The organism is Brevibacterium linens ATCC 9172, from assembly GCF_900169165.1.
GTDB lineage: Bacteria > Actinomycetota > Actinomycetes > Actinomycetales > Brevibacteriaceae > Brevibacterium > Brevibacterium linens.
In genome coordinates this window covers 116,237-134,111 of the sequence record NZ_FXYY01000006.1, presented here as the reverse complement: position 1 = coordinate 134,111, position 17,875 = coordinate 116,237, and the positions used below count along the sequence as shown (strand labels likewise).

General features: G+C 66.9%; 14 protein-coding genes. 10 read left to right on the top strand and 4 right to left on the bottom strand.

The window, feature by feature from the left end:
* Positions 1 to 80: 80 nt before the first annotated feature.
* On the bottom strand, positions 81 to 374 hold the full coding sequence (locus BLIN9172_RS07150) for a metal-sensitive transcriptional regulator (protein WP_025779107.1): 294 nt from the start codon (positions 372 to 374) through the stop codon (positions 81 to 83).
* A gap of 113 nt (positions 375 to 487) precedes the next feature.
* Between BLIN9172_RS07150 and BLIN9172_RS07145 the strand changes: the two genes are divergently transcribed.
* The 4 genes from BLIN9172_RS07145 to BLIN9172_RS07130 all read left to right on the top strand — a co-directional run bounded on the left by BLIN9172_RS07145 (position 488) and on the right by BLIN9172_RS07130 (position 7,238).
* Positions 488 to 2,404, top strand: a complete 1,917-nt coding sequence (locus BLIN9172_RS07145) for an MOSC domain-containing protein (protein WP_101554427.1) — start codon at positions 488 to 490, stop codon at positions 2,402 to 2,404.
* Between the two features lie 158 nt (positions 2,405 to 2,562).
* The gene (locus tag BLIN9172_RS07140; protein WP_101554426.1) at positions 2,563 to 4,440 is read left to right on the top strand and encodes a sensor histidine kinase; all 1,878 of its coding nucleotides are present in this window, start codon (positions 2,563 to 2,565) and stop codon (positions 4,438 to 4,440) included.
* A 55-nt stretch (positions 4,441 to 4,495) separates the two neighbouring features.
* On the top strand, positions 4,496 to 5,230 hold the full coding sequence (locus BLIN9172_RS07135) for a response regulator (RefSeq protein ID WP_101554425.1): 735 nt from the start codon (positions 4,496 to 4,498) through the stop codon (positions 5,228 to 5,230).
* 58 nt (positions 5,231 to 5,288) lie between these two features.
* Positions 5,289 to 7,238 (top strand): penicillin-binding transpeptidase domain-containing protein, encoded by a 1,950-nt coding sequence (locus BLIN9172_RS07130; protein WP_101554424.1) that lies wholly within the window; start codon positions 5,289 to 5,291, stop codon positions 7,236 to 7,238.
* 182 nt (positions 7,239 to 7,420) lie between these two features.
* On the opposite strand, the gene BLIN9172_RS07125 is transcribed toward BLIN9172_RS07130, so the two are convergent.
* Positions 7,421 to 9,022 (bottom strand): succinic semialdehyde dehydrogenase, encoded by a 1,602-nt coding sequence (locus BLIN9172_RS07125; RefSeq protein ID WP_101554423.1) that lies wholly within the window; start codon positions 9,020 to 9,022, stop codon positions 7,421 to 7,423.
* 49 nt (positions 9,023 to 9,071) lie between these two features.
* Between BLIN9172_RS07125 and BLIN9172_RS07120 the strand changes: the two genes are divergently transcribed.
* Complete coding sequence (locus BLIN9172_RS07120; protein WP_101554422.1) at positions 9,072 to 10,271, top strand: amino acid deaminase/aldolase; 1,200 nt, start codon at positions 9,072 to 9,074, stop codon at positions 10,269 to 10,271.
* On the top strand, positions 10,268 to 11,638 hold the full coding sequence (locus BLIN9172_RS07115) for a D-arabinono-1,4-lactone oxidase (RefSeq protein WP_240811989.1): 1,371 nt from the start codon (positions 10,268 to 10,270) through the stop codon (positions 11,636 to 11,638). The genes BLIN9172_RS07120 and BLIN9172_RS07115 overlap by 4 nt, the downstream gene beginning before the upstream one ends.
* A 69-nt stretch (positions 11,639 to 11,707) precedes the next feature.
* On the opposite strand, the gene BLIN9172_RS07110 is transcribed toward BLIN9172_RS07115, so the two are convergent.
* The gene (locus BLIN9172_RS07110; RefSeq protein ID WP_101554421.1) at positions 11,708 to 12,592 is read right to left on the bottom strand and encodes an alpha/beta hydrolase family protein; all 885 of its coding nucleotides are present in this window, start codon (positions 12,590 to 12,592) and stop codon (positions 11,708 to 11,710) included.
* 146 nt (positions 12,593 to 12,738) lie between these two features.
* On the opposite strand from BLIN9172_RS07110, the gene BLIN9172_RS07105 reads away from it, so the two are divergent.
* The gene (locus tag BLIN9172_RS07105) at positions 12,739 to 14,118 is read left to right on the top strand and encodes an MFS transporter (protein WP_101554420.1); all 1,380 of its coding nucleotides are present in this window, start codon (positions 12,739 to 12,741) and stop codon (positions 14,116 to 14,118) included.
* A gap of 167 nt (positions 14,119 to 14,285) precedes the next feature.
* On the top strand, positions 14,286 to 15,104 hold the full coding sequence (locus tag BLIN9172_RS07100) for a transcriptional regulator (protein ID WP_101554419.1): 819 nt from the start codon (positions 14,286 to 14,288) through the stop codon (positions 15,102 to 15,104).
* A gap of 74 nt (positions 15,105 to 15,178) precedes the next feature.
* On the opposite strand, the gene purB is transcribed toward BLIN9172_RS07100, so the two are convergent.
* Positions 15,179 to 16,612, bottom strand: coding sequence for an adenylosuccinate lyase (purB, locus tag BLIN9172_RS07095; protein ID WP_101554418.1), 1,434 nt, complete (start codon positions 16,610 to 16,612; stop codon positions 15,179 to 15,181).
* 251 nt (positions 16,613 to 16,863) lie between these two features.
* Here purB and BLIN9172_RS07090 point away from each other — a divergent pair, with 251 nt between their 5' ends.
* Both BLIN9172_RS07090 and BLIN9172_RS07085 read left to right on the top strand, forming a co-directional pair.
* Positions 16,864 to 17,109, top strand: coding sequence for a hypothetical protein (locus BLIN9172_RS07090; RefSeq protein WP_101554417.1), 246 nt, complete (start codon positions 16,864 to 16,866; stop codon positions 17,107 to 17,109).
* Positions 17,106 to 17,867 carry a hypothetical protein gene (locus BLIN9172_RS07085; protein ID WP_101554416.1) on the top strand — a complete coding sequence of 254 codons (762 nt, stop codon included), beginning with the start codon at positions 17,106 to 17,108 and terminating at the stop codon, positions 17,865 to 17,867. Before BLIN9172_RS07090 ends, BLIN9172_RS07085 begins: the two co-directional genes overlap by 4 nt.
* The last annotated feature ends 8 nt before the right edge of the window (positions 17,868 to 17,875 follow it).

Sequence of the window (17,875 nt, the reverse complement as noted above, 5' to 3'; positions counted from 1 at the left end):
TCCTATCAGCGGTGAAATTGTCCCGACGTCCGGACCTCAGGCGTCGTTCCACCCCGATGGGGCGGACGCGGTCTGCGGCTTCAGCTCTTGATGAGTCGGGAGATGGCGGCTGATGCCTCCTCGACCTTCTTCCGCGCTTCCTCGTCGTCGCCCGATGAGGCGGCGTCGACCACGCAGTGAGCGATGTGCTCTTCGAGGAGGTTGATGGAGACCGCGTGCAGCGCGGCTGTCGCGGCGGAGACCTGGGTGAGGATGTCGATGCAGTACTTGTCGTCATCGATCATCTTCCCGATGCCGCGGACCTGGCCTTCGATCCGCTTCATCCTCCGCGCGAGAGCGTCTTTCTGCGGGGTGTATCCATGGTGCTCAGTCACGAATACACCGTATACCCCTATAGGGTATAAATCAAGATCGGCCCTCGCCGAGGCGGCTGTGCGTTTGCTCTCATCCCGACCGTTCCGTGTTCTCCGGCTCCTACAATCGAATTATGCATGTTGCCAGACTGTTCCGGTTCCCGGTCAAGGGATTCCCCGCCGAGGAGCTCACCGAGGCCAGAGTGGTCAAGGACCGCGGGATCCGCGGTGACCGGATCGCGGCGTTCACGAACGGCAGCCTCGACGTTCCCGTCGACGCCTGGCACTCGTATTCCGCCTTCACGGTGCTCAAGAACGACACCGACCTGCAGAAGTGGCAGGTCGCAGTGGCCCTCCCCGAGGCGGTCGGCGCCGAATCCGCAACCGCGCCCGATCCGGATGACCGGAGTGCCCCCGCCGAGGCGATCGACGATGTTTCCGCGACCGTGACCCTCACGTCCCCGACGGGGGAGTCGACGACCTTCTCCACGGATGACGAAGAGGGCAGGGCCGCCTCGGCGAGCTTCCTCTCCGAACGGATACCCCCACAGGGTACATTCCCGCGCAGCCTGGCCGTCGCCGATCAGGGGATGTTCGACTCGCAGCGCTCGGGAATCTCTCTCATCAACCCCGCCACGGTCGCCGCGATCGCCGAGACGGATGAGGGCCGCGGGGCCCTCGGCCTGAGCGCTGAATCGGTAGGTCCGACGTCGGCTGACGCGGGTACTCCGGACGATCGTGCGACTGGTGCAGCCGATCATGCAGTCGAGCTCGACCCGTTGCGGTTCCGCGGCAACATCCTCGTCGACGGACTCGCCCCGTTCGAGGAGTTCGCGCTCATCGGTTCGATCATCCGCCTCGGCGGTGTGCGACTGGCGATCCGCTCGACGATCGAACGCTGCCCGGCGACGACCGTCAACCCGACGACGACCGAGGTCGACGTCAACGTCCCAAGGCTGCTCAACTCCGCCTGCGGGCACCTGCACTGCGGAATCTACGGCCAGATCCTCGAGACCGGCGACGTCACGGCCGGCGACGAGATCACCGTCGAAGGACCGGCCCCGCGCGAACTGATCAAGGTCGCGCGGACTCCGCGGTTCATGACCGTCGTCGGCCGCCGGCAGATCTGCAACGACATCGTCGAGGTGGCGTTGCGTGACGACCTCGGCTGGATCCGCGAATTCGACGAACCGGGCACCAATCTGCGCGTCCACCTCGACCTCGGCGCACCGTTCTGGCGGACCTATACGATCACCGACGTCGACGACGACATCGTCCGCATCGCCGTGCGCACCCAGGGCAAGGGCTCGCGCGCCGTGGCGTCGCTGGACGAAGGACAGCGGATCCTGACCTCCGGTCCGCACGGAACCATGACCGCCTCACGCGTCTTCGGCGGCACAACGGCCCTGATCACAGCCGGAATCGGCATCACCCCGAGCCTCGGACTGCTACGCAGCGACGGTCTGGCCGACCTGCCTGATACCGATCGGATCCGACTCGTCCACGTCGACCGCGACCACCGCACCGCATGTCTGTGGAATCGGCTGCAGGACCGCGCCCGCTCGGGCGCCGTGCCCGTCGAGACCCACCACCGCGATACCGCGACGGCCGGTCGACCGGGCCACCGGGACCTCGTCGACTGGGTGGCCGGCTGCGACAACGTCATGGTCTGCGGACCCCGCGACTTCACGGCGGCCGTGCTCGCCGCCGCGGACGAGGCCGGCGTTCCCGCGGTCCACCAGGAGACCTTCGCCTCTCCGAACACGGGCATGAGCGAGGCCATCGCCGCGTGCTCGCCCGCCGAGGTGACCCTGGAGAACTCGGGAACGAGCTTCGTCTGGCAGCCGCAGGAAGGCACTCTGCTCGAATCCTTGGAAGCACGCGGATTCCGGTCGCCGAGCTCCTGCCGCGGCGGATCCTGCGGAACCTGTTCGGTCTCCCTGGCCGCCGGGTCCGTGCTCTACCCGATCGAACCCGCCGCCCGAGTCGAGAGCGACGAGGTGCTCGTGTGCTCCGCGGTCCCCGCCGGACCCATCAGTCTGGCGCTCTGACCCCGGCAGGCTCATCTGGCCGCCTGACGCGGCAGACCGACCCGGCAGGCTGATCTGGCCGCCTGACGCGGCAGGATGACTTGGCTTCCCGACGCGGCAAGCCGGCCCGGCAGGCCGAGGCGGCAGGCGGCCCCTGAGCGGGTGGCACAATGGTTTCCATGCCGAAGAAGAAGCGCACCGTGCTGCCGCAGGGGCCCGCCGGACCGGTGGGCCGCCTGAGTCGGTGGGTCCGCCTGTCCGCGGCAGGGCGGATCATGTTCGCGAACTCGATCATGCTCGTGGGCGTCATGGTGCTCACGACGAGTCTGCTCTACCTCCAGCTCTCCCAGCTGAACACGAAACGCGAACAGGACCTGCTGCGGTCGGCCGCGGACAACATCTCGATGTCGCTCGGCCTCGTCGGCACCGGTGAGGCCGGCCAAGACGACTACCTCGACACCGAATCCCGCGACGATGTCCAGACGCTGCTGGACAACGTCATCAGCCAATACGGCTTCGACATCGCCGCGGTCGTGCCCATCGACTTCCTGCTCACTCCGCCGACCCTGGGCTCTCCCGGACGCCAGCAGGCGCTGGAGGCGAAGACCGCCTCGGCGGATTCCGGGAAGATCCCCGAGGACTCCATCGATCAGCTGGCCCAGGCCGTCGACGGACAGGCCCTGCAGGAGGGCAAGTCGACGGTGCGCTTCATCGACGACGGAGGTCCGGCCGACGGCACCATGTACGTCGTCACCCCGGTCTACGCCGAACACGTCGGCGTCGACGGCATGAGGTCCGACACGGTCGTCGGCGCCGTCATCGTCGGCAGCTCCGCCGATTCGGTCCGCGAGGGATTCATGGCACAGGGCAAATGGCTCATCGGCATCGCCGTGCTCACCCTCATCCTCGGCATCGGCTCGTCGTGGGTGACATCGCGAGGCCTGCGCCGGGTCACCGGCGACTACGGCGCCGACGAGCTGCGCAGCATGCTCGACTTCTACTCCTCCGTGCTCACGGCGGTCTCCGAAGGTCTGCTGCTCGTCGACCGAGCCCGCGGGATCGTGCTCATCAACACCGAGGCCCGGGAACTGCTGGGCATGCCTCCCGCCGGTGACGACGCGGACCCGGGCCCCACCTCGGCGGAGGAGATGCCGCTGCGCGAACTCGACCTGCCCGAGGCGCTGCACGATCTGCTCGCGTCCGGCCGGTGGGCCCGCGACGAGATCCACTACACCGACGACCGCGTTCTCGTCGTCAATCAGCAGCCCACCGAGGCGGCCAGCGATACGTGGGTCGTGACCATGCGCGATCACACGGAGCTGGCCGAACTCTCCGGCGAGCTCGTCTCCGTGCGGTCCTTCTCCGATTCCCTGCGCGCGCAGACCCACGAATACGCGAACCGGCTGCACATGGTCGTGTCCCTGCTCGAGACCGGGCACGTCGACGAGGCCATCGACTTCGCGGCCAAGGACATCGACGATCTCAACCGGGTCGACGGGGACGGGTCGATGACCTTCGACCACCCCGTCCTCTCGGCCCTGCTGCTGTCCAAGATCTCCCAAGCCGCCGAGGCGGGCATCGAGATGACGGTGGACACCGCGGACCTCACGGGCAACCTCGGCGGAGATGATCGCGACCTCGCCACGATCCTCGGCAACCTCGTCGACAATGCCTTCGACGCTCTGAGCAGGCAGGATGTTCTGTCCGAAGACAAGAGGGTCCATGTCGAGCTCTCCGGTTCCGGCGGTCCCGGCGGATTCATGATCGAAGTCAGCGACGACGGTCCGGGCATCGATGAGGAGCACCTCGACGCGATCTTCGAACGCGGCTGGTCGACGAAGCACGACGGCGTCGAGACCGACCAGGGGCAGGGACGTCAGCAGACGGGGACCCGCGGAGTCGGGTTGTCCCTGGTCGTGCAGGCGGTCCGCCGCCTCGGGGGAGCCGTCGACGTGCAGGGCCGTGGAGAGGACTGCGACCGATTCAAGGGCGCAGTGCTCACGGTGTGGCTGCCCGACCCCGGTAGTGCAGGCCAAGTCGAACACCACTCGATGTAACGGGACTGCAACACGATCCAGGGCGCTGTCAAACAGGTGAAGATAGACTGGCGGCATGTCGGACACAACTACGCCTGAATCGAGCATCGGTGTGCTCGTCGTCGAGGACGAGGTGGTCGCCGCCCGTGCTCACGCGAAGTACATCGACCGCATCGACGGCTATCACGTCGCGGGAGTGGCGAAGAACGCCACCCAGGCGATGGCTGCTGTCACGGGGCAGATCTACGGCCTCGAGTCCTCCGGCATCCACCTCGTCCTCCTCGATATGAACCTGCCCGACGGGCACGGACTCCAGGTCTGCCGTGGCATCCGCGGTCAGCGCGTCGACGTCGACATCATCGCCGTCACCGCGGCCCGCGACATGCAGATCGTGCAGGAGGCTCTGTCCTATGGGGTCGCCCAGTACATCATCAAGCCCTTCACCTTCCCCGTCTTCAAATCCAAACTCGAGGCATATTCGTCCTTCCGCAACCGCCTCGGCGGGGATTCGAACGACGGCGAGGTCACCCAGACCGAGGTCGACAAGGCGATCTCGGCTCTGCGCACCCACACCGTGGCAGCGACTGCGAAGGGCGTGCCCGATGCGGTCCAGGCCGAGGTGAAGAAGCTGCTCAACGAGAACCCGGGTCAGTCCGCGGCCGAGTTGGCCGAAGGCCTCGGCGTCTCCCGAGTCACCGCTCGTCGCTATCTCGAATCCATGGCCGACGCCGGCATGCTCGAGCGGCGTCCCCGGTACGGTTCGGCCGGACGTCCCGTCCTCGAATACACCGTCGTCCCCGACGCAGGCTGACCGGCGGTCTCGGCTCAGCGCAATGGACATCGGACACCTCTCGGTAGAGGATGGTCCCATGTCGAAGAAGTCCCGGGTCTGGCTGGCCGTCGCACTCGTCCTCGTTCTGCTGCTCGGCGCCGGGGTCTTCGCGCTCTTCCGGCTTCCGATGACGAAGTCGTCGGCAGCCGAGGCCGCCGCCCACGACCTCGCCGAAGAGCAGCTGAACTCGGACGTCTGGCACCAGAAGGACCTCGCTCAGAGTCTGTTCGACCGGGTCACGAAGGCATTGGGCAAGCGAGTCGACCTGCGGTCGGTCACCGTCGACGACATCACCGAGGTCGAGGGGCGAACCGTGGCCACACTCGACTGGAGCTGGGCGAACAACGACGGGGAGTCCTGGGAGTACAGTTCCCAGCTGCCCCTGGAGAAGAACGGACTCTTCTGGTGGGCGGATCTCACGGAGCAGGCCGTCCACCCGAAGCTCGGCAAGGGCGGCCGCTTCGCACTGCGCGCGAATCCGGGCGGACGCGGGAAGATCCTCGGCGCCGATGGCGAAGTGCTCATGGCAGAGGGGAAGGTCATCGACATCGGCGTCCATCCGAATCGCCTGGAGCCCGACACCATCGGCCGACTCGTCAGCGGGCTCAACGACGGCGTCGACTCCCTCGACCTCGACGCCGCTGACCTCGAGAAGTCCGTCGACGACGCCGCAGGCAATCAGCTCGTCCCCGTCGTGACCCTGCGCGAAGACGACTACAGATCGGTCAAGAGCGCCATCCACGATCTGCCGGGGGTGCTCTTTTCCGAGGACACCCAGACTCTGACCCGGTCTCGCGGGTTCGCGCAGGCCACGCTCGGTTCGGCCGGACCCGCCAGCGCCGAAGACATCGAGAACTCCGAGGGCGAGATCATCGCCGGTGACATCGTCGGCCGCACCGGCCTGCAGAAGACCTTCGATTCCCGCCTCAGCGGACCCGGCAGCGTCGAAGTCTTCGCCAAAGGCGATCCGACCGACGACAAGGGCGGAAAGACGAAGCTGACGAGCCTCCACGCCTTCGAGTCGCAGGACGGTGAGGATCTCGAGACCACCCTCGACGTCGATATCCAGACCGCCGCGGACGACGCGGCGGCGGCCGCGAAGAAACCGGCCGCCGTCGTCGCGATCCGTCCCAGCGACGGCCAGGTGCTCGCCGTGGCCAACCACGACCCGGCAGGAGCGGCCTGGGACAGAGCGCTGAGTGGTCAGTACCCTCCCGGTTCCGTGTTCAAGATCGCCTCTGGCCTGGCACTCCTCGACGCCGGGGTGAAACCGGATGACGACATCGACTGTCCGAAGACCGTGAACATCGGCGGCAAGAGCTTCAAGAACGCCGAAGACGAAGTGCTCGGCACCGTCAGCTTCGCCGACGACTTCGCACACTCCTGCAACACCGCCTTCGTCTCCTCTTCGGAGAAGGTCACCGGCGACGAGGTGGCCGAGGCCGCCGCCCAGCTCGGCATGCTCGGTGACACCTCGGCCATCGGCGCGAAGATGGCCTCGGTGCCGGCCGACGATGACGAGGTCACCCACGCCGCGCAGATGATCGGTCAGGGCAAGGTGCAGGCGAGCCCGCTGGCCGTGGCGACTATGGCCGCCTCGGTGGAGGCGGGGGAGACGGTCGCCCCGCAGCTCGTCCTCGGTGAGGCGCTCGACGAGGCGAAGAGCGGCGACGGCCGTCAGGGTGCGAAGGACGGCAGCGACGGCGATGCCCCGACGCTCGACGCGGACGCGGCGAAGGAGATCTCGACGATGATGCGCAAGGTCGTCACCGAGGGCACTGCGACTGCGCTCAAGGACGTTCCCGGCGACCCCGTCCACGGCAAGACCGGAACGGCCGAATACGGCGAGGAGACCCCGCCGCGCACACATTCGTGGTTCGCCGGGTTCCAGGGAGATCTGGCCGTGGCCGTCCTCGTCGAAGACGGCGGATTCGGCGCCGAGGCGGCCGTACCGGTGGCGCACGAATTCTTCGATTCCGTCAGCTGAGTCCCACTGCTCAGCTGTCAACTGAGCCTTGCCCGACGCCGCAGGGCTCCTCCTGCGGCCGGCCCGGGCAGGAGAATAGGTCGCAATGGGACAATCGGTCCGAAACATAGGTCACCATCGGATACTTTTCGGCGCCAGAAGTATCCGGTGGTGACCTATATTCGCCGGTGAAGGCCGCCGCCCTATCTCATGCGCAGAGACCGCATCACCTGAAGCGCGCCGGTCATGGCCTTCGCGAACGTCTTCTGATCGAGAGGACCGGCCGGTGCGATCGGGTGGAGGCGCTGCTGCGCGATCGTGTGCGAGTGCATGAATTGGAAGAGGCCCTCGGGTCCGTGCCGGTGGCCCATGCCTGAGGCCTTGACTCCGCCGGCCGGAGCGTCGATGGACCCCCAGCTGGCCGGGTAGACCTCATTGACATTGACCATGCCGGCCTCGACCAGCCGCGCGATCTCACGCCCATGGGAACGAGAGTATACAGACGCCGAGAGTCCGTAGTCGCTGTCATTGGCCGCAGCGATAGCCGCGGCGTCCGACGGTACCGAATAGACGGAGACGACGGGACCGAAGGTCTCCTCGCGATGCAGCTCGGCCGCCGCGGGAACATCCGTGAGCACGGTCGGGGCGTAGAAGTAGGGGCCGAGATCGGGCACCGGGTGTCCGCCGGCGAGCACCGTGGCGCCCGCGCTGCGGGCCTGTTCGACATGCTTGGTGATCGTCTCGAGCTGCTTCGGCCCTGCCAGGGTGCCCATGTCCGGGCCGTACTCGAACTCCGCGCTGAGACGGTGGGCGCGGGCCGCCTCGGCGAAATGGGCGCAGAAGGTCTCATAGAGGTCTTCGTGGACGTAGATGCGCTCGATCGAGATGCACAGCTGCCCGGCCGAGGAGAACGATCCGCGCACGGCGCCCTCGACGGCCTTCTCCAGATCCGCATCGGCGGCCACGATCAGCGGATTCTTGCCCCCGAGCTCGAGCGTGGCCGGGAGCAGACGCTGCCCCGCCTCGGCGGCGATCGACCGTCCCGCGGCCGTCGACCCGGTGAACGAGATTCCGTCGGCACCGGCCATGAGTGCAGGTCCGACCTCGGAGGACGGGCCGGGCACGAGCTGCCACACCTCGGCGGGCAGACCCGCGGCGATGGCCAGCCTGCGCATGAACACCGAGGTCAGCGTCGTCGTCGAATCGGGTTTGTGGACGACGGCGTTGCCGGCGGTCAGGGCCGCGAACAGGTCGGTCGCACCCAAGGTCAGCGGGTAGTTCCACGGTGTGATGAACCCGATCACGCCCAGCGGGGTGCGCGTGACCTCGGTGCGGGTGAGCACGGGGATCGCCCCGCGGCGACGTTCGGGACGCAGATACCGGGCGGCCATCACCCCGTAGTGGCGGAGCACATTGAAGGTATCGAGGATCTCGTCATAGGCGTGGATGCGGGCCTTGCCGGTCTCGTACTGGATGATGTCGAGGAGCAGATCCTCATTCCGGACCAGAGCGGCATGCAGTCGAGTGAGCACCTTCGCCCGGTGCTGAACCGACTGGGCGGCCCATGCTTCGCCTGCGATGCGGGCCGTGGCGTAGGCGGCCTCGATGTCGTCGGGAGTGTTCCGGGCGAACCGGTCGACCTCCTGGCCGGTGAACGGTTCGACGCCGCGCATCACCTCGCCCGAACCGGAGGCATCGGCATACGGATCGGTGTCGAGGAAGTCCCGCAGTGCCGCGGTGACATGCGCGGACGCGGTCTGCGCGGTGCCTGCTTCGGAGGTGCGGGCGCTGGTCTCTGTTCTCATCGGCTTCCTAACCATGTGACGTAGGTCATCGCAGGCTAGACTACCGAATATGGTTTCGAGTGGACTCCGGCGTGCGCTGAAAGGGACCTGTGCACCCACCGCCGTCGTCGATCTCGACGCCTTCGACGAGAACCTCGATGCCCTGGCTCAGCGCGCTCGCGGACTGCCGATCCGGCTGGCCACGAAGTCCCTGCGTGTGCCCGCGGCCATCGACCGAGCGCTCGCCCATCCCGCCTATTCCGGCGTGCTCGCCTTCTCCGTTCCCGAGGCGCTGTCCCTCCATGCCCGCGGTGTCCGCGACATCGTCATCGGCTATCCCAGCCTCGACCGGCCGGCCCTGACCCGGATGGTCGCCGAGGCGGGAGCGCGGTCGAACATCACCGTGATGATCGACTCCGTGGACCACCTCGACATCATCGACGACGTCCGCAGATCCCTCGCCGAGGCGGGCGCCGCCTCGGTGCGGGTGTGCATCGACGTCGACTCCTCCTTTCGCCCGGCCGAATCCTGGTTGGGCGACCGCGTCCATATCGGGGCCAGGCGCTCACCGATTCGGGATGGGCGAGCGGCCGTCGCGCTCGCCCGCCAGGTCGCGGCCCGGCCCGGGTTCGACCTCGTCGGGATGATGTTCTACGAGGGGCAGATCGCTGGCACCGCCGACGCCGGACGAACAGCTCGGCAGGCGATCGTGCGGCTCATGCAGAGAGCCTCGATCGCCGAACTCGCCGAACGACGAGCCGCCGTCATCGCCGCCGTCAGAGAGGTCGCCGACCTCGAATTCGTCAACGGCGGGGGAACCGGCTCGTTCGAATCCAGCTCCGTCGAAGGCACTCTGACCGAACTCGCCGCCGGATCCGGCCTCTTCTCCCCGGGACTCTTCGACGGCTATACGCACTTCCGGCACCGGCCCGCCGCATACTTCGTCACTCCCGTCGTGCGCAGGCCCGGGCCCGGCTGGGTGACGGTCTTCAAGGGCGGATTCATCGCCTCGGGAGTCCCCGGCCCCGACCGTCTGCCGACGATCGCCTGGCCGCCGGGCCTCGAATACTCCGGCCTCGAGGGGCCCGGAGAGGTGCAGACGCCACTGACCGGGCCCGGCACGGACTCGCTGCGCATCGGCGACCTCGTGTGGTTCCGGCACGCGAAGGCCGGTGAGCTGGCCGAACATTTCAACGACTTCCAGATCGTGTCTCAGGGCCGCATCCGCGATGCCTGGACAACCTATCGAGGAGAGGGGCTCGTGCTGTGAGAGACGTGCAGCCGCGACGAGGCGACCGGTCCGGTCGGCAGAGATTCCGGAACTGGGCCGGTCACGTCCATGCACATCCGCACACATTCTCACGTCCCACCTCGACGGAGGAGCTATCGGGCATCGTCACGGCCGCTGCGGCGGCGGGGGACCGTCTGCGGGTCGTCGGGGCCGGGCATTCGTTCACCCCGGTTGCCGCCGGCGACGATGTCATGGTCAACCTCGACGGACTCTCCGGCATCATCGCCGTCGACGAGGAGCGCAAGCGGGTGCGCTTCGCCGCCGGCACCCGGCTGCGGGACATTCCCGCCCTGCTCGCACCCTACGGTCTGGCCCTGGAGAATCAGGGCGACGTCAATCCGCAGGCCCTGGCGGGCGCGATCTCGACGAGCACGCACGGCACCGGAATCGGCTTCACCGGGTTCGCCGGGACCGTCACCGGGCTGAGCCTGATGGGCCCCGACGGGCAGGTGCGGGAGCTGTCGGCGGAGTCGGAACCGGAGGTCTTCGACCTTGCACGGGTCAGCCTCGGCGTTCTCGGTATTATCACCGAAGTCGAACTCCAGTGCGTGCCGGCCTTCGACCTCATCGCCGAGGAGAAGGTCGCCGGATTCGACGAGCTCCTCGACGGGCTGACCGAGAGGATGCGCGGGGCCGACCATTTCGAGTTCTACTGGTTCCCGCACACCGATTCGGTGCTGACGAAGACGAACACCCGGGTGGAACCGGGGCAGGCCGGGCCGGGCCACCTCGCCGAGGCGGGGGTGCGCAACCGGTGGCTCAACCTCCTCGACAAAGAGGTGGTGGAGAACGGAGCGCTCCGGTTGGCCGTCGAGCTCGGGGCGAAGGTCCCGGGCGTGGTGCCCTCGATCAATCGCGTCGCCCAGTCCGTCGTGGCAGACCGGACGTACCGGGCACCGGGCCACGATGTGTTCGTCACCCCACGGCGGGTGCGGTTCAACGAGATGGAGTACGCCCTGCCCTTCGACTCCGGACCCGAGGCGATCCGGGAGATCCGAGGCGCCATCGAGGCCAAGGGGTGGGCGATCTCATTCCCCCTCGAGGTCAGGTGCGCCGCCGCCGATGATGTGCCGCTGTCGACGGCGACGGGACGGGAGACGATGTACATCGCCGTCCACCGCTTCATCAAGGAGGACTTCGCCGAGTACTTTCGCGTCGTCGAAGAGATCGTCTGCCGGCACGGTGGCCGACCGCACTGGGGCAAGATCCACACCCGCACGGCCGCCGACCTGAACGAGTTCTATCCGCGATTCGCGGACTTCTGCGAGCTGCGGGCCCGTCTGGATCCGGCGGCCATGTTCGGCAACCGCTTCACCGACTCGCTGTTCGGTCTCAGCCGCAGCTGAGGGCGCAGCGTCAGTCGAGAAGTGGTCGCAAACGGATAATTCTGGGCGCGGAAAGTCTCCGATGGTGACCTATTCTTCGGCTGCTCTCATCTCGAGCCAGTCGAGGATCTCCGGCCAGGCGTCTGCGGCGACGGATCGGCGCATGAGACCGTGATGGCCGATGCTCGTCGCGTCGAGTTCTGTCGGGTCGACAGTGCGACGGGTCACCGGGGCCAGTCGCAGGCGGTCGGTGAGCGCATCGATGAAGGCATCTGTCGCCCACGGATCGTCGGAGGTGCCGACGGCGAGAACAGGTGTGCGCAGTCGGGCGGCGCGTGCCTCGGCGTCGAAACTCGGGTCATCGAAGAAGAAGTGGGGACGGCGCAGCCAGTCCGTCCACTCGTAGAGGGCGGCGGCGGGGATGTCCTCGCCGAGTCCGACTCGGCTGGCGGGCATATACCCGCACACTCGTGTGGCCACCCTGCCGAAGACTCCGAGGCCGACTTCCACTCGCCAGCGCTCGCTGCGGGGCGCGATGCTGCGGGCCGCCACCATCGCTGTGGCGATTGTGACGATTCCGCACAGCCGCTGACCGCCGCTGCCCAGGAGCAGGGCGTGCCCGCCGAGGCTGTGGCCCAACGCCGTATGCGGCAGATCAGGGAACCTCTCCTCCGCCCAGGCGCCCGCGGCCGCCACATCCTCGCAGATCCAGTCGCGCATGCGGATGTGCCGATGGGTGCGAGCCGCCCTCCGGTCACCGACACCGCGGAAGCCGTAGGTGACCACGGCGAACCCACGGGCAGCCGCCGCCTCGGCGAAGGAGAAGTAGAAGCGTTCGGGAGTCGCGGTGGCCGGGTGGATCGTCAGCACCGCGTGCGGGTCGGCTGCGGGGAGGAAGAGATGTCCTACGAGATCGCTGGAACCGGACCGGCTCGACACCGGGATGCGCACGTCCTGCTTGAGAAGTGAGTCCATATCTTTCAGGGTAATCACCACTGCCCCAATATGCTACCAGTCAGTAATATAATTCCGGTTGGCGTCGACTGCCGACATGTGCGGCGCAATCACTGCCGACATCCTCGGCGGTATCCCATGTCCGAACGTGCTGGTACGCTCGGGGAATGACAGCGTCGGATCGGAATCATCCCGCATCACACGCCCACGCAGGCAGTCGAGAGCGGGAGAGAGGCCGGCGCAGGTCGATGTTCGTCGCCGCCTTCGGCACCGTCGTCGAATGGTACGACTTCTCGATCTTCTTCTATGTCGCCACGACCCTGACCAAGGAATTCTTCGGCGACCAGACGGATTCGCTGCTGCTGACCCTCGGAGTCGGTGCGGCGGGATTCCTCTTCCGGCCCTTGGGCGCGATGGTCTTCGGTCACCTCGGTGATCGGATCGGACGTCGTTCGACGCTCATCATCTCCGCGGTCCTCATGGCGATCTCCATGCTCGGGATCGCGGTGATCCCGAACTACGACACGATCGGCATCTGGGCCGGCGTCCTCATGGTCGCCCTGCGCTGCCTGTCCGGATTCTCCGTCGGTGCCGAGTACACCGGCATCATGGTCTTCCTCATGGAATCGGCGGGACCGGGAAAGCGCGGATTGGCTGCCAGCTGGGCCGCGGCCAACAGCGAGGTCGGCGCGCTTCTGGCCGTGGGATCCGGTGCCCTGCTGGCGAATACGCTCTCTCCCGAGGCGATGGATTCCTGGGGCTGGCGGCTGCTGTTCGTCCTCGGCGCCGTGCTTGCCATCATCATGGTTCCGCTTCGATCGATGATGGAGGAGACCGAGACCTTCAAACGGCTGCAGCAGGCGGAGAAGGACAACAAAGGCAAGAAGGACGTCGGTCTCGAACGCTCCCCGCTCATCACCGCGATCCTCGAGCAGCCGCGGGCGATCCTCGTCGCCTTCCTCATCTCGTCGATCGGCTCGGTCAGCTACTTCCTCAACATCACCTATGTGCCCACCTACATCGAAGAGGTGGCGAAGGTCCCGAACTCCGGTTCCCTGGCACTGGGCACGGTTGCGGCTGTCGTCGCCATCGTCGTCACCCCGTTCTTCGGCCTCGCCTCGGACAAGTTCGGGCGCAAACCTGCCCTGGCGGCACTCATGGTCGTCTTCGTCTTCACCACGATTCCCGCGTATGTGCTGCTGTCCAATCAGTCCGCAGGCATCGCGATCGCAGGATCGGCGTTCCTCGCGATCCCGGCGGCCGGATGGAGCGCGGTGGCGGCCGCCATGGTCCCCGAGCAGTTCACCGGCACGAGCCGCTTCTCCGGTATGGCGATCGGCTACAACGTCGCCACCGTCCTGTTCGGCGGGCTCTCACCGCTCATCGCCACGGCACTCATGTCGTCGACGGGCATCACGCTGGCGCCGGCGATCTACGCCACCGTCGTCATCATCGTCGCCGGAGTCCCGACCCTCATCCTCGCCCGCAGCATGGGCAAGAAGACCCTCGCCGAGGTGGACGCGGACAGGCATCTCGTGCCCGCTTGAGGACGTGGCCGGGGTGGCTGTTCGGGGGCTGCGGCGAATCGGTGACAGACGTTGCCGTTCTGCCACACGCTGCGCACATCTCGGCCGTGGCGAGCTCATAGGTTGGTTTCAGAACACGCATTCGGGCGACCTGCTTCCGAGTGCGAGAGACCGATCAAGGAGTCATCATGAAACGCATGAAGCGCGCCACCTTCACCTCGGCGGCCCTGCTCAGCTGCACCCTCGCCTTCTCGGGCTGCTCGCTCATCAGCCAGGCCGTCCAGCCCGAGCAGGGCCAGACCGGCCAGCAGTCGAACGCCGACGGTCAGGACCAGAATGGTCAGGACCAGAACGGTCAGGACCAGAACGGCGGTCAGGACCAGGGCAGCCAGGATCAGAATGGGCAGGAGCCGAGTGCTGACCAGAACGGTCAGGGCCAGACCGGCGGTCAGGACTCGAGTTCGGACCAGTCAGCCTCGAACTCCTCGTCATCGTCGACCTCGTCCGCCGACGGGTCCACCGGTTCGGATTCGGGGTCGTCGTCCGGGAGTCAGGGCCAGGTCAGCATCGGTGAAAGCTTCGAGGACCCGGAGATGCAGGACAAGGTCGAGGTGCTCTCGGCGGTGCGGAACTTCGATTCGTCCAGGAGAGCCTCGGCGATCGAGCTCGGGGGCGAAGTCGTCCTCCTCGAAGTCAAGATCACCCCGGGACAGAAATACAGCGGACTCATCCAGTCGGGAGCGTTCAAGATCTCCGCAGGAGGAGGTGCGGACTTCCGCTACGACCAGACCGACGGCCTCGAAGCCGAGATGCGAGCCGCCGGATTCGAGCCCTTCGAAGATGTGTCGCGCCGCGACGGCGGAACACATCAGGGCTGGCTCGCCTATGTTCCGAAAGAGAAGCAGGACACTTACACGATCCGCTACGAACGCGGCGCCGGCAAGGTGATGGGAACCGACGAGAAGGTCCCCGAGTTCACGACGACCTTCGACATCCCCGCCGGCTGAGCCTGCCGTCTGAGCATCGAGGCCGGTCTCGCGAATTCGCAAGACCGGCCTCGACGAGTCGTCAGCGTCGGGGATCAGCGCTCGCTGACGGCCTTCCAGTCCGCGACCTCGGACTCAGCGAGCTGAGCCGCGACACCGGTGTAGGTGGCAGGCGTCAGTGCCTTGAGCAGTTCGGCGCGCTCCTCGGGCAGCCCGAGACCGTCGACGAACGTCTGCAGATCGGCCTGGTCGATGCGCTTGCCGCGAGTGAGTTCCTTGAGCGTTTCGTACGGGTTGTCCATTCCCGGCACGCCCTGCAGCCCGGCGGCACGCATGACCGACTGGACGGCTTCACCGAGGACTTCCCAGTTGCCGTCGAGGTCGGCGGCCAGCGCCTCCTCGTTGATGGCGAGGGCTCCGAGGCCCTTGACCAAGTTGTTGAGCGCGAGAACCGAGTGACCGAATGCGACACCGATGTTGCGCTGTGAGGTCGAGTCGGTGAGGTCGCGCTGCATCCGCGAGGTGACCAGCGTCGAGCCCAGGGAATCGAGAAGAGCACAGGAGAGTTCGAGGTTGGCTTCGGCGTTCTCGAACCGGATCGGGTTGACCTTGTGCGGCATCGTCGACGAACCGGTCGCACCGGCGACGGGGATCTGCTTGAAGTAGTTCATCGAGATGTAGGTCCACATGTCGGTGGCCAGGTTGTGTGCGATCCGATTGAACCGAGCGAGATCGGCGAACAGTTCGGCGTTCCAGTCGTGGGACTCGATCTGAGTGGTCAGAGGGTTGAAGGTCAGCCCGAGACGGTCTTCGACGAAGGTGCGGGCGATCTGCGGCCAGTCGGCTCCCGGCACGGCCGCCAGATGCGCCGAATAGGTGCCCGTGGCGCCGTTGATCTTGCCGAGGAACTCCGTAGCGGCGATGCGTTCGTACTGGCGGCGGAGGCGGTGGACGAAGACCGCGAGTTCCTTGCCCATCGTCGTCGGGGTGGCCGGCTGACCATGGGTGTGGGCGAGCATCGGAACCTCGGCGAGCTGACCGGCGGACTCGGCGAGAGCGTCGATGAGGGCCTTGGCCCGCGGCAGCCACACCTGTTCGGTGGCACCCTTGATGCCGAGCGCCCAGGAGAGGTTGTTGATGTCCTCGGACGTGCAGCAGAAGTGGACGAGCTCGCCGAGATCCTCGGCGCCGATCGTCACTAGGGCTTCTTTGATTGTGTATTCGACAGCCTTGACGTCATGGACGGTGACGGCTTCATGAGCGGCCAGTGTGGCGATGGTGTCGGCGTCGAAATCGGCGGCGAAGGCGCGCAGTCCGTCGACCTCGTCGGGGGTGAGGGTGCGTACACCCTCGATCACCGAGTTCTGTGCGAGGTGGATGAACCATTCGATCTCCACCGTGATGCGATTGCGGTTGAGAGCCGCCTCGGAGAGGTGATCGACGAGGTCAGCGGTGTCTTTGCGATAGCGACCATCAAGCGGTCCGAGAGCGATGGCGGGCGAGATTTCGGCAAGGGAAACAGTCGGCATGCCCTCATTTTCTCATGAGCGGCGAATCGGGCCGGCACGCGTCCGGGTCTACCGGCCGGTAGGCGCGGGAGAAGGGCCGGACTCGAGCGTCGTCCCCTGTGGATTCCGTGATGACTTCGACATCACGGCCCTGTGGACGCTCGAGCCTCGTCCCCAGCCTCGAAATCGAGGCTTCCTCTCCCGCGCTGCGGCCTCCTACGGTCGAGGGATTCGGGCACGGATGCCGGACAGACCGGTGGGAGGACTGAGGCATGATCACGGATGAGCTGGAGCGCAATCGCGAGCAGTGGAGACGGCGAGCGGAGGTGCTGCACTCCCTGGCGCAGAGCTGCCGCCGAATCGACGGATGGGATTCCCCAGCAGGAAAGCTGTTCGATGATCGGGTGGCCTCATGCGCGGAATCGATCGACCGGTTGGGTGAGCGGGCGGAGAAGCTCGCCGAGGCGTACGACCTCCACCTGCAGGTCGTGTCGGCAGGCGGGCGGATCCAACTGTGAACGCCCGCCCCGCCGCACGTGAGACAGCAGGGATCGACAGTTGGATCGTCGTCGACCTCGACCGGATCACCCGGCTGCCCGAACGGCTGCGTCGGCTCTGGCCGCCCGACCTGCTCCCTCGCCGAGTCGAACGGGACTGTCCTTCCGCCTCGGCGGAGGTGGGGCAGGGCAGCACTGCCCCGGAATCCACAGACCCGGGCGGTGCAGATCCGGGGAGGGCCGGCGCGGGTGAGAGGTCTGGCGCCGCGGCCTCGGAGATCGGCGGCGTCGGTGGGGGTGGAGGCGCGACACGGGATCTCGATGTGCTCACCGCCTGGCTGCGAGGATTCGCCTCCGAGCTCAACCGGGTGAGCACGCGCCTCAGCGTTGTCGTGTCCTCGGGAACCGAAACCGTTCACCTGGCGCTGTGCCTCGGTTCGGGTATCGGGCACGCGATCCTGGCACTGCAGGGGGAGGGACTTGAGGACTTCGCACAGCACCAGCTGCTGCGCCGGATCGAACCGGGACGGATCGGGCACGTCGTCGAGGACCTCGCCGAGCTCGTCGAACAGGATTGCGTGCTCACGCTCAGCTGGGCGTGCGGAGGGGGAGCCACGGGGCTGGAGTTCCTCCGCCGAAAGGGCGGCGTGTGGTTCCGGCCGGTCATCGAGCGCGACGGCGATTCCGTCACCGTCGATGACGACGTCGCTGCGGGAGATGCGGCGGTGCGGACGCTGCTGAGCGCCGTGCTCACCCGGACACTGACGGCAGGGGCGTAGAAGGGCAC

Excerpts from the sequence above, each read along its gene's own strand:
- BLIN9172_RS07100 (WP_101554419.1), top strand. The coding sequence starts at position 14,286 with ATGAAACGCATGAAGCGCGCCACCTTCACCTCGGCGGCCCTGCTCAGC.
- BLIN9172_RS07120 (WP_101554422.1), top strand. The coding sequence starts at position 9,072 with ATGGTTTCGAGTGGACTCCGGCGTGCGCTGAAAGGGACCTGTGCACCC.
- purB (WP_101554418.1), bottom strand. The coding sequence starts at position 16,612 with ATGCCGACTGTTTCCCTTGCCGAAATCTCGCCCGCCATCGCTCTCGGA.
- BLIN9172_RS07110 (WP_101554421.1), bottom strand. The coding sequence starts at position 12,592 with ATGGACTCACTTCTCAAGCAGGACGTGCGCATCCCGGTGTCGAGCCGG.
- BLIN9172_RS07135 (WP_101554425.1), top strand. The coding sequence starts at position 4,496 with ATGTCGGACACAACTACGCCTGAATCGAGCATCGGTGTGCTCGTCGTC.
- BLIN9172_RS07130 (WP_101554424.1), top strand. The coding sequence starts at position 5,289 with ATGTCGAAGAAGTCCCGGGTCTGGCTGGCCGTCGCACTCGTCCTCGTT.
- BLIN9172_RS07145 (WP_101554427.1), top strand. The coding sequence starts at position 488 with ATGCATGTTGCCAGACTGTTCCGGTTCCCGGTCAAGGGATTCCCCGCC.
- BLIN9172_RS07125 (WP_101554423.1), bottom strand. The coding sequence starts at position 9,022 with ATGAGAACAGAGACCAGCGCCCGCACCTCCGAAGCAGGCACCGCGCAG.
- BLIN9172_RS07140 (WP_101554426.1), top strand. The coding sequence starts at position 2,563 with ATGCCGAAGAAGAAGCGCACCGTGCTGCCGCAGGGGCCCGCCGGACCG.
- BLIN9172_RS07105 (WP_101554420.1), top strand. The coding sequence starts at position 12,739 with ATGACAGCGTCGGATCGGAATCATCCCGCATCACACGCCCACGCAGGC.
- BLIN9172_RS07090 (WP_101554417.1), top strand. The coding sequence starts at position 16,864 with ATGATCACGGATGAGCTGGAGCGCAATCGCGAGCAGTGGAGACGGCGA.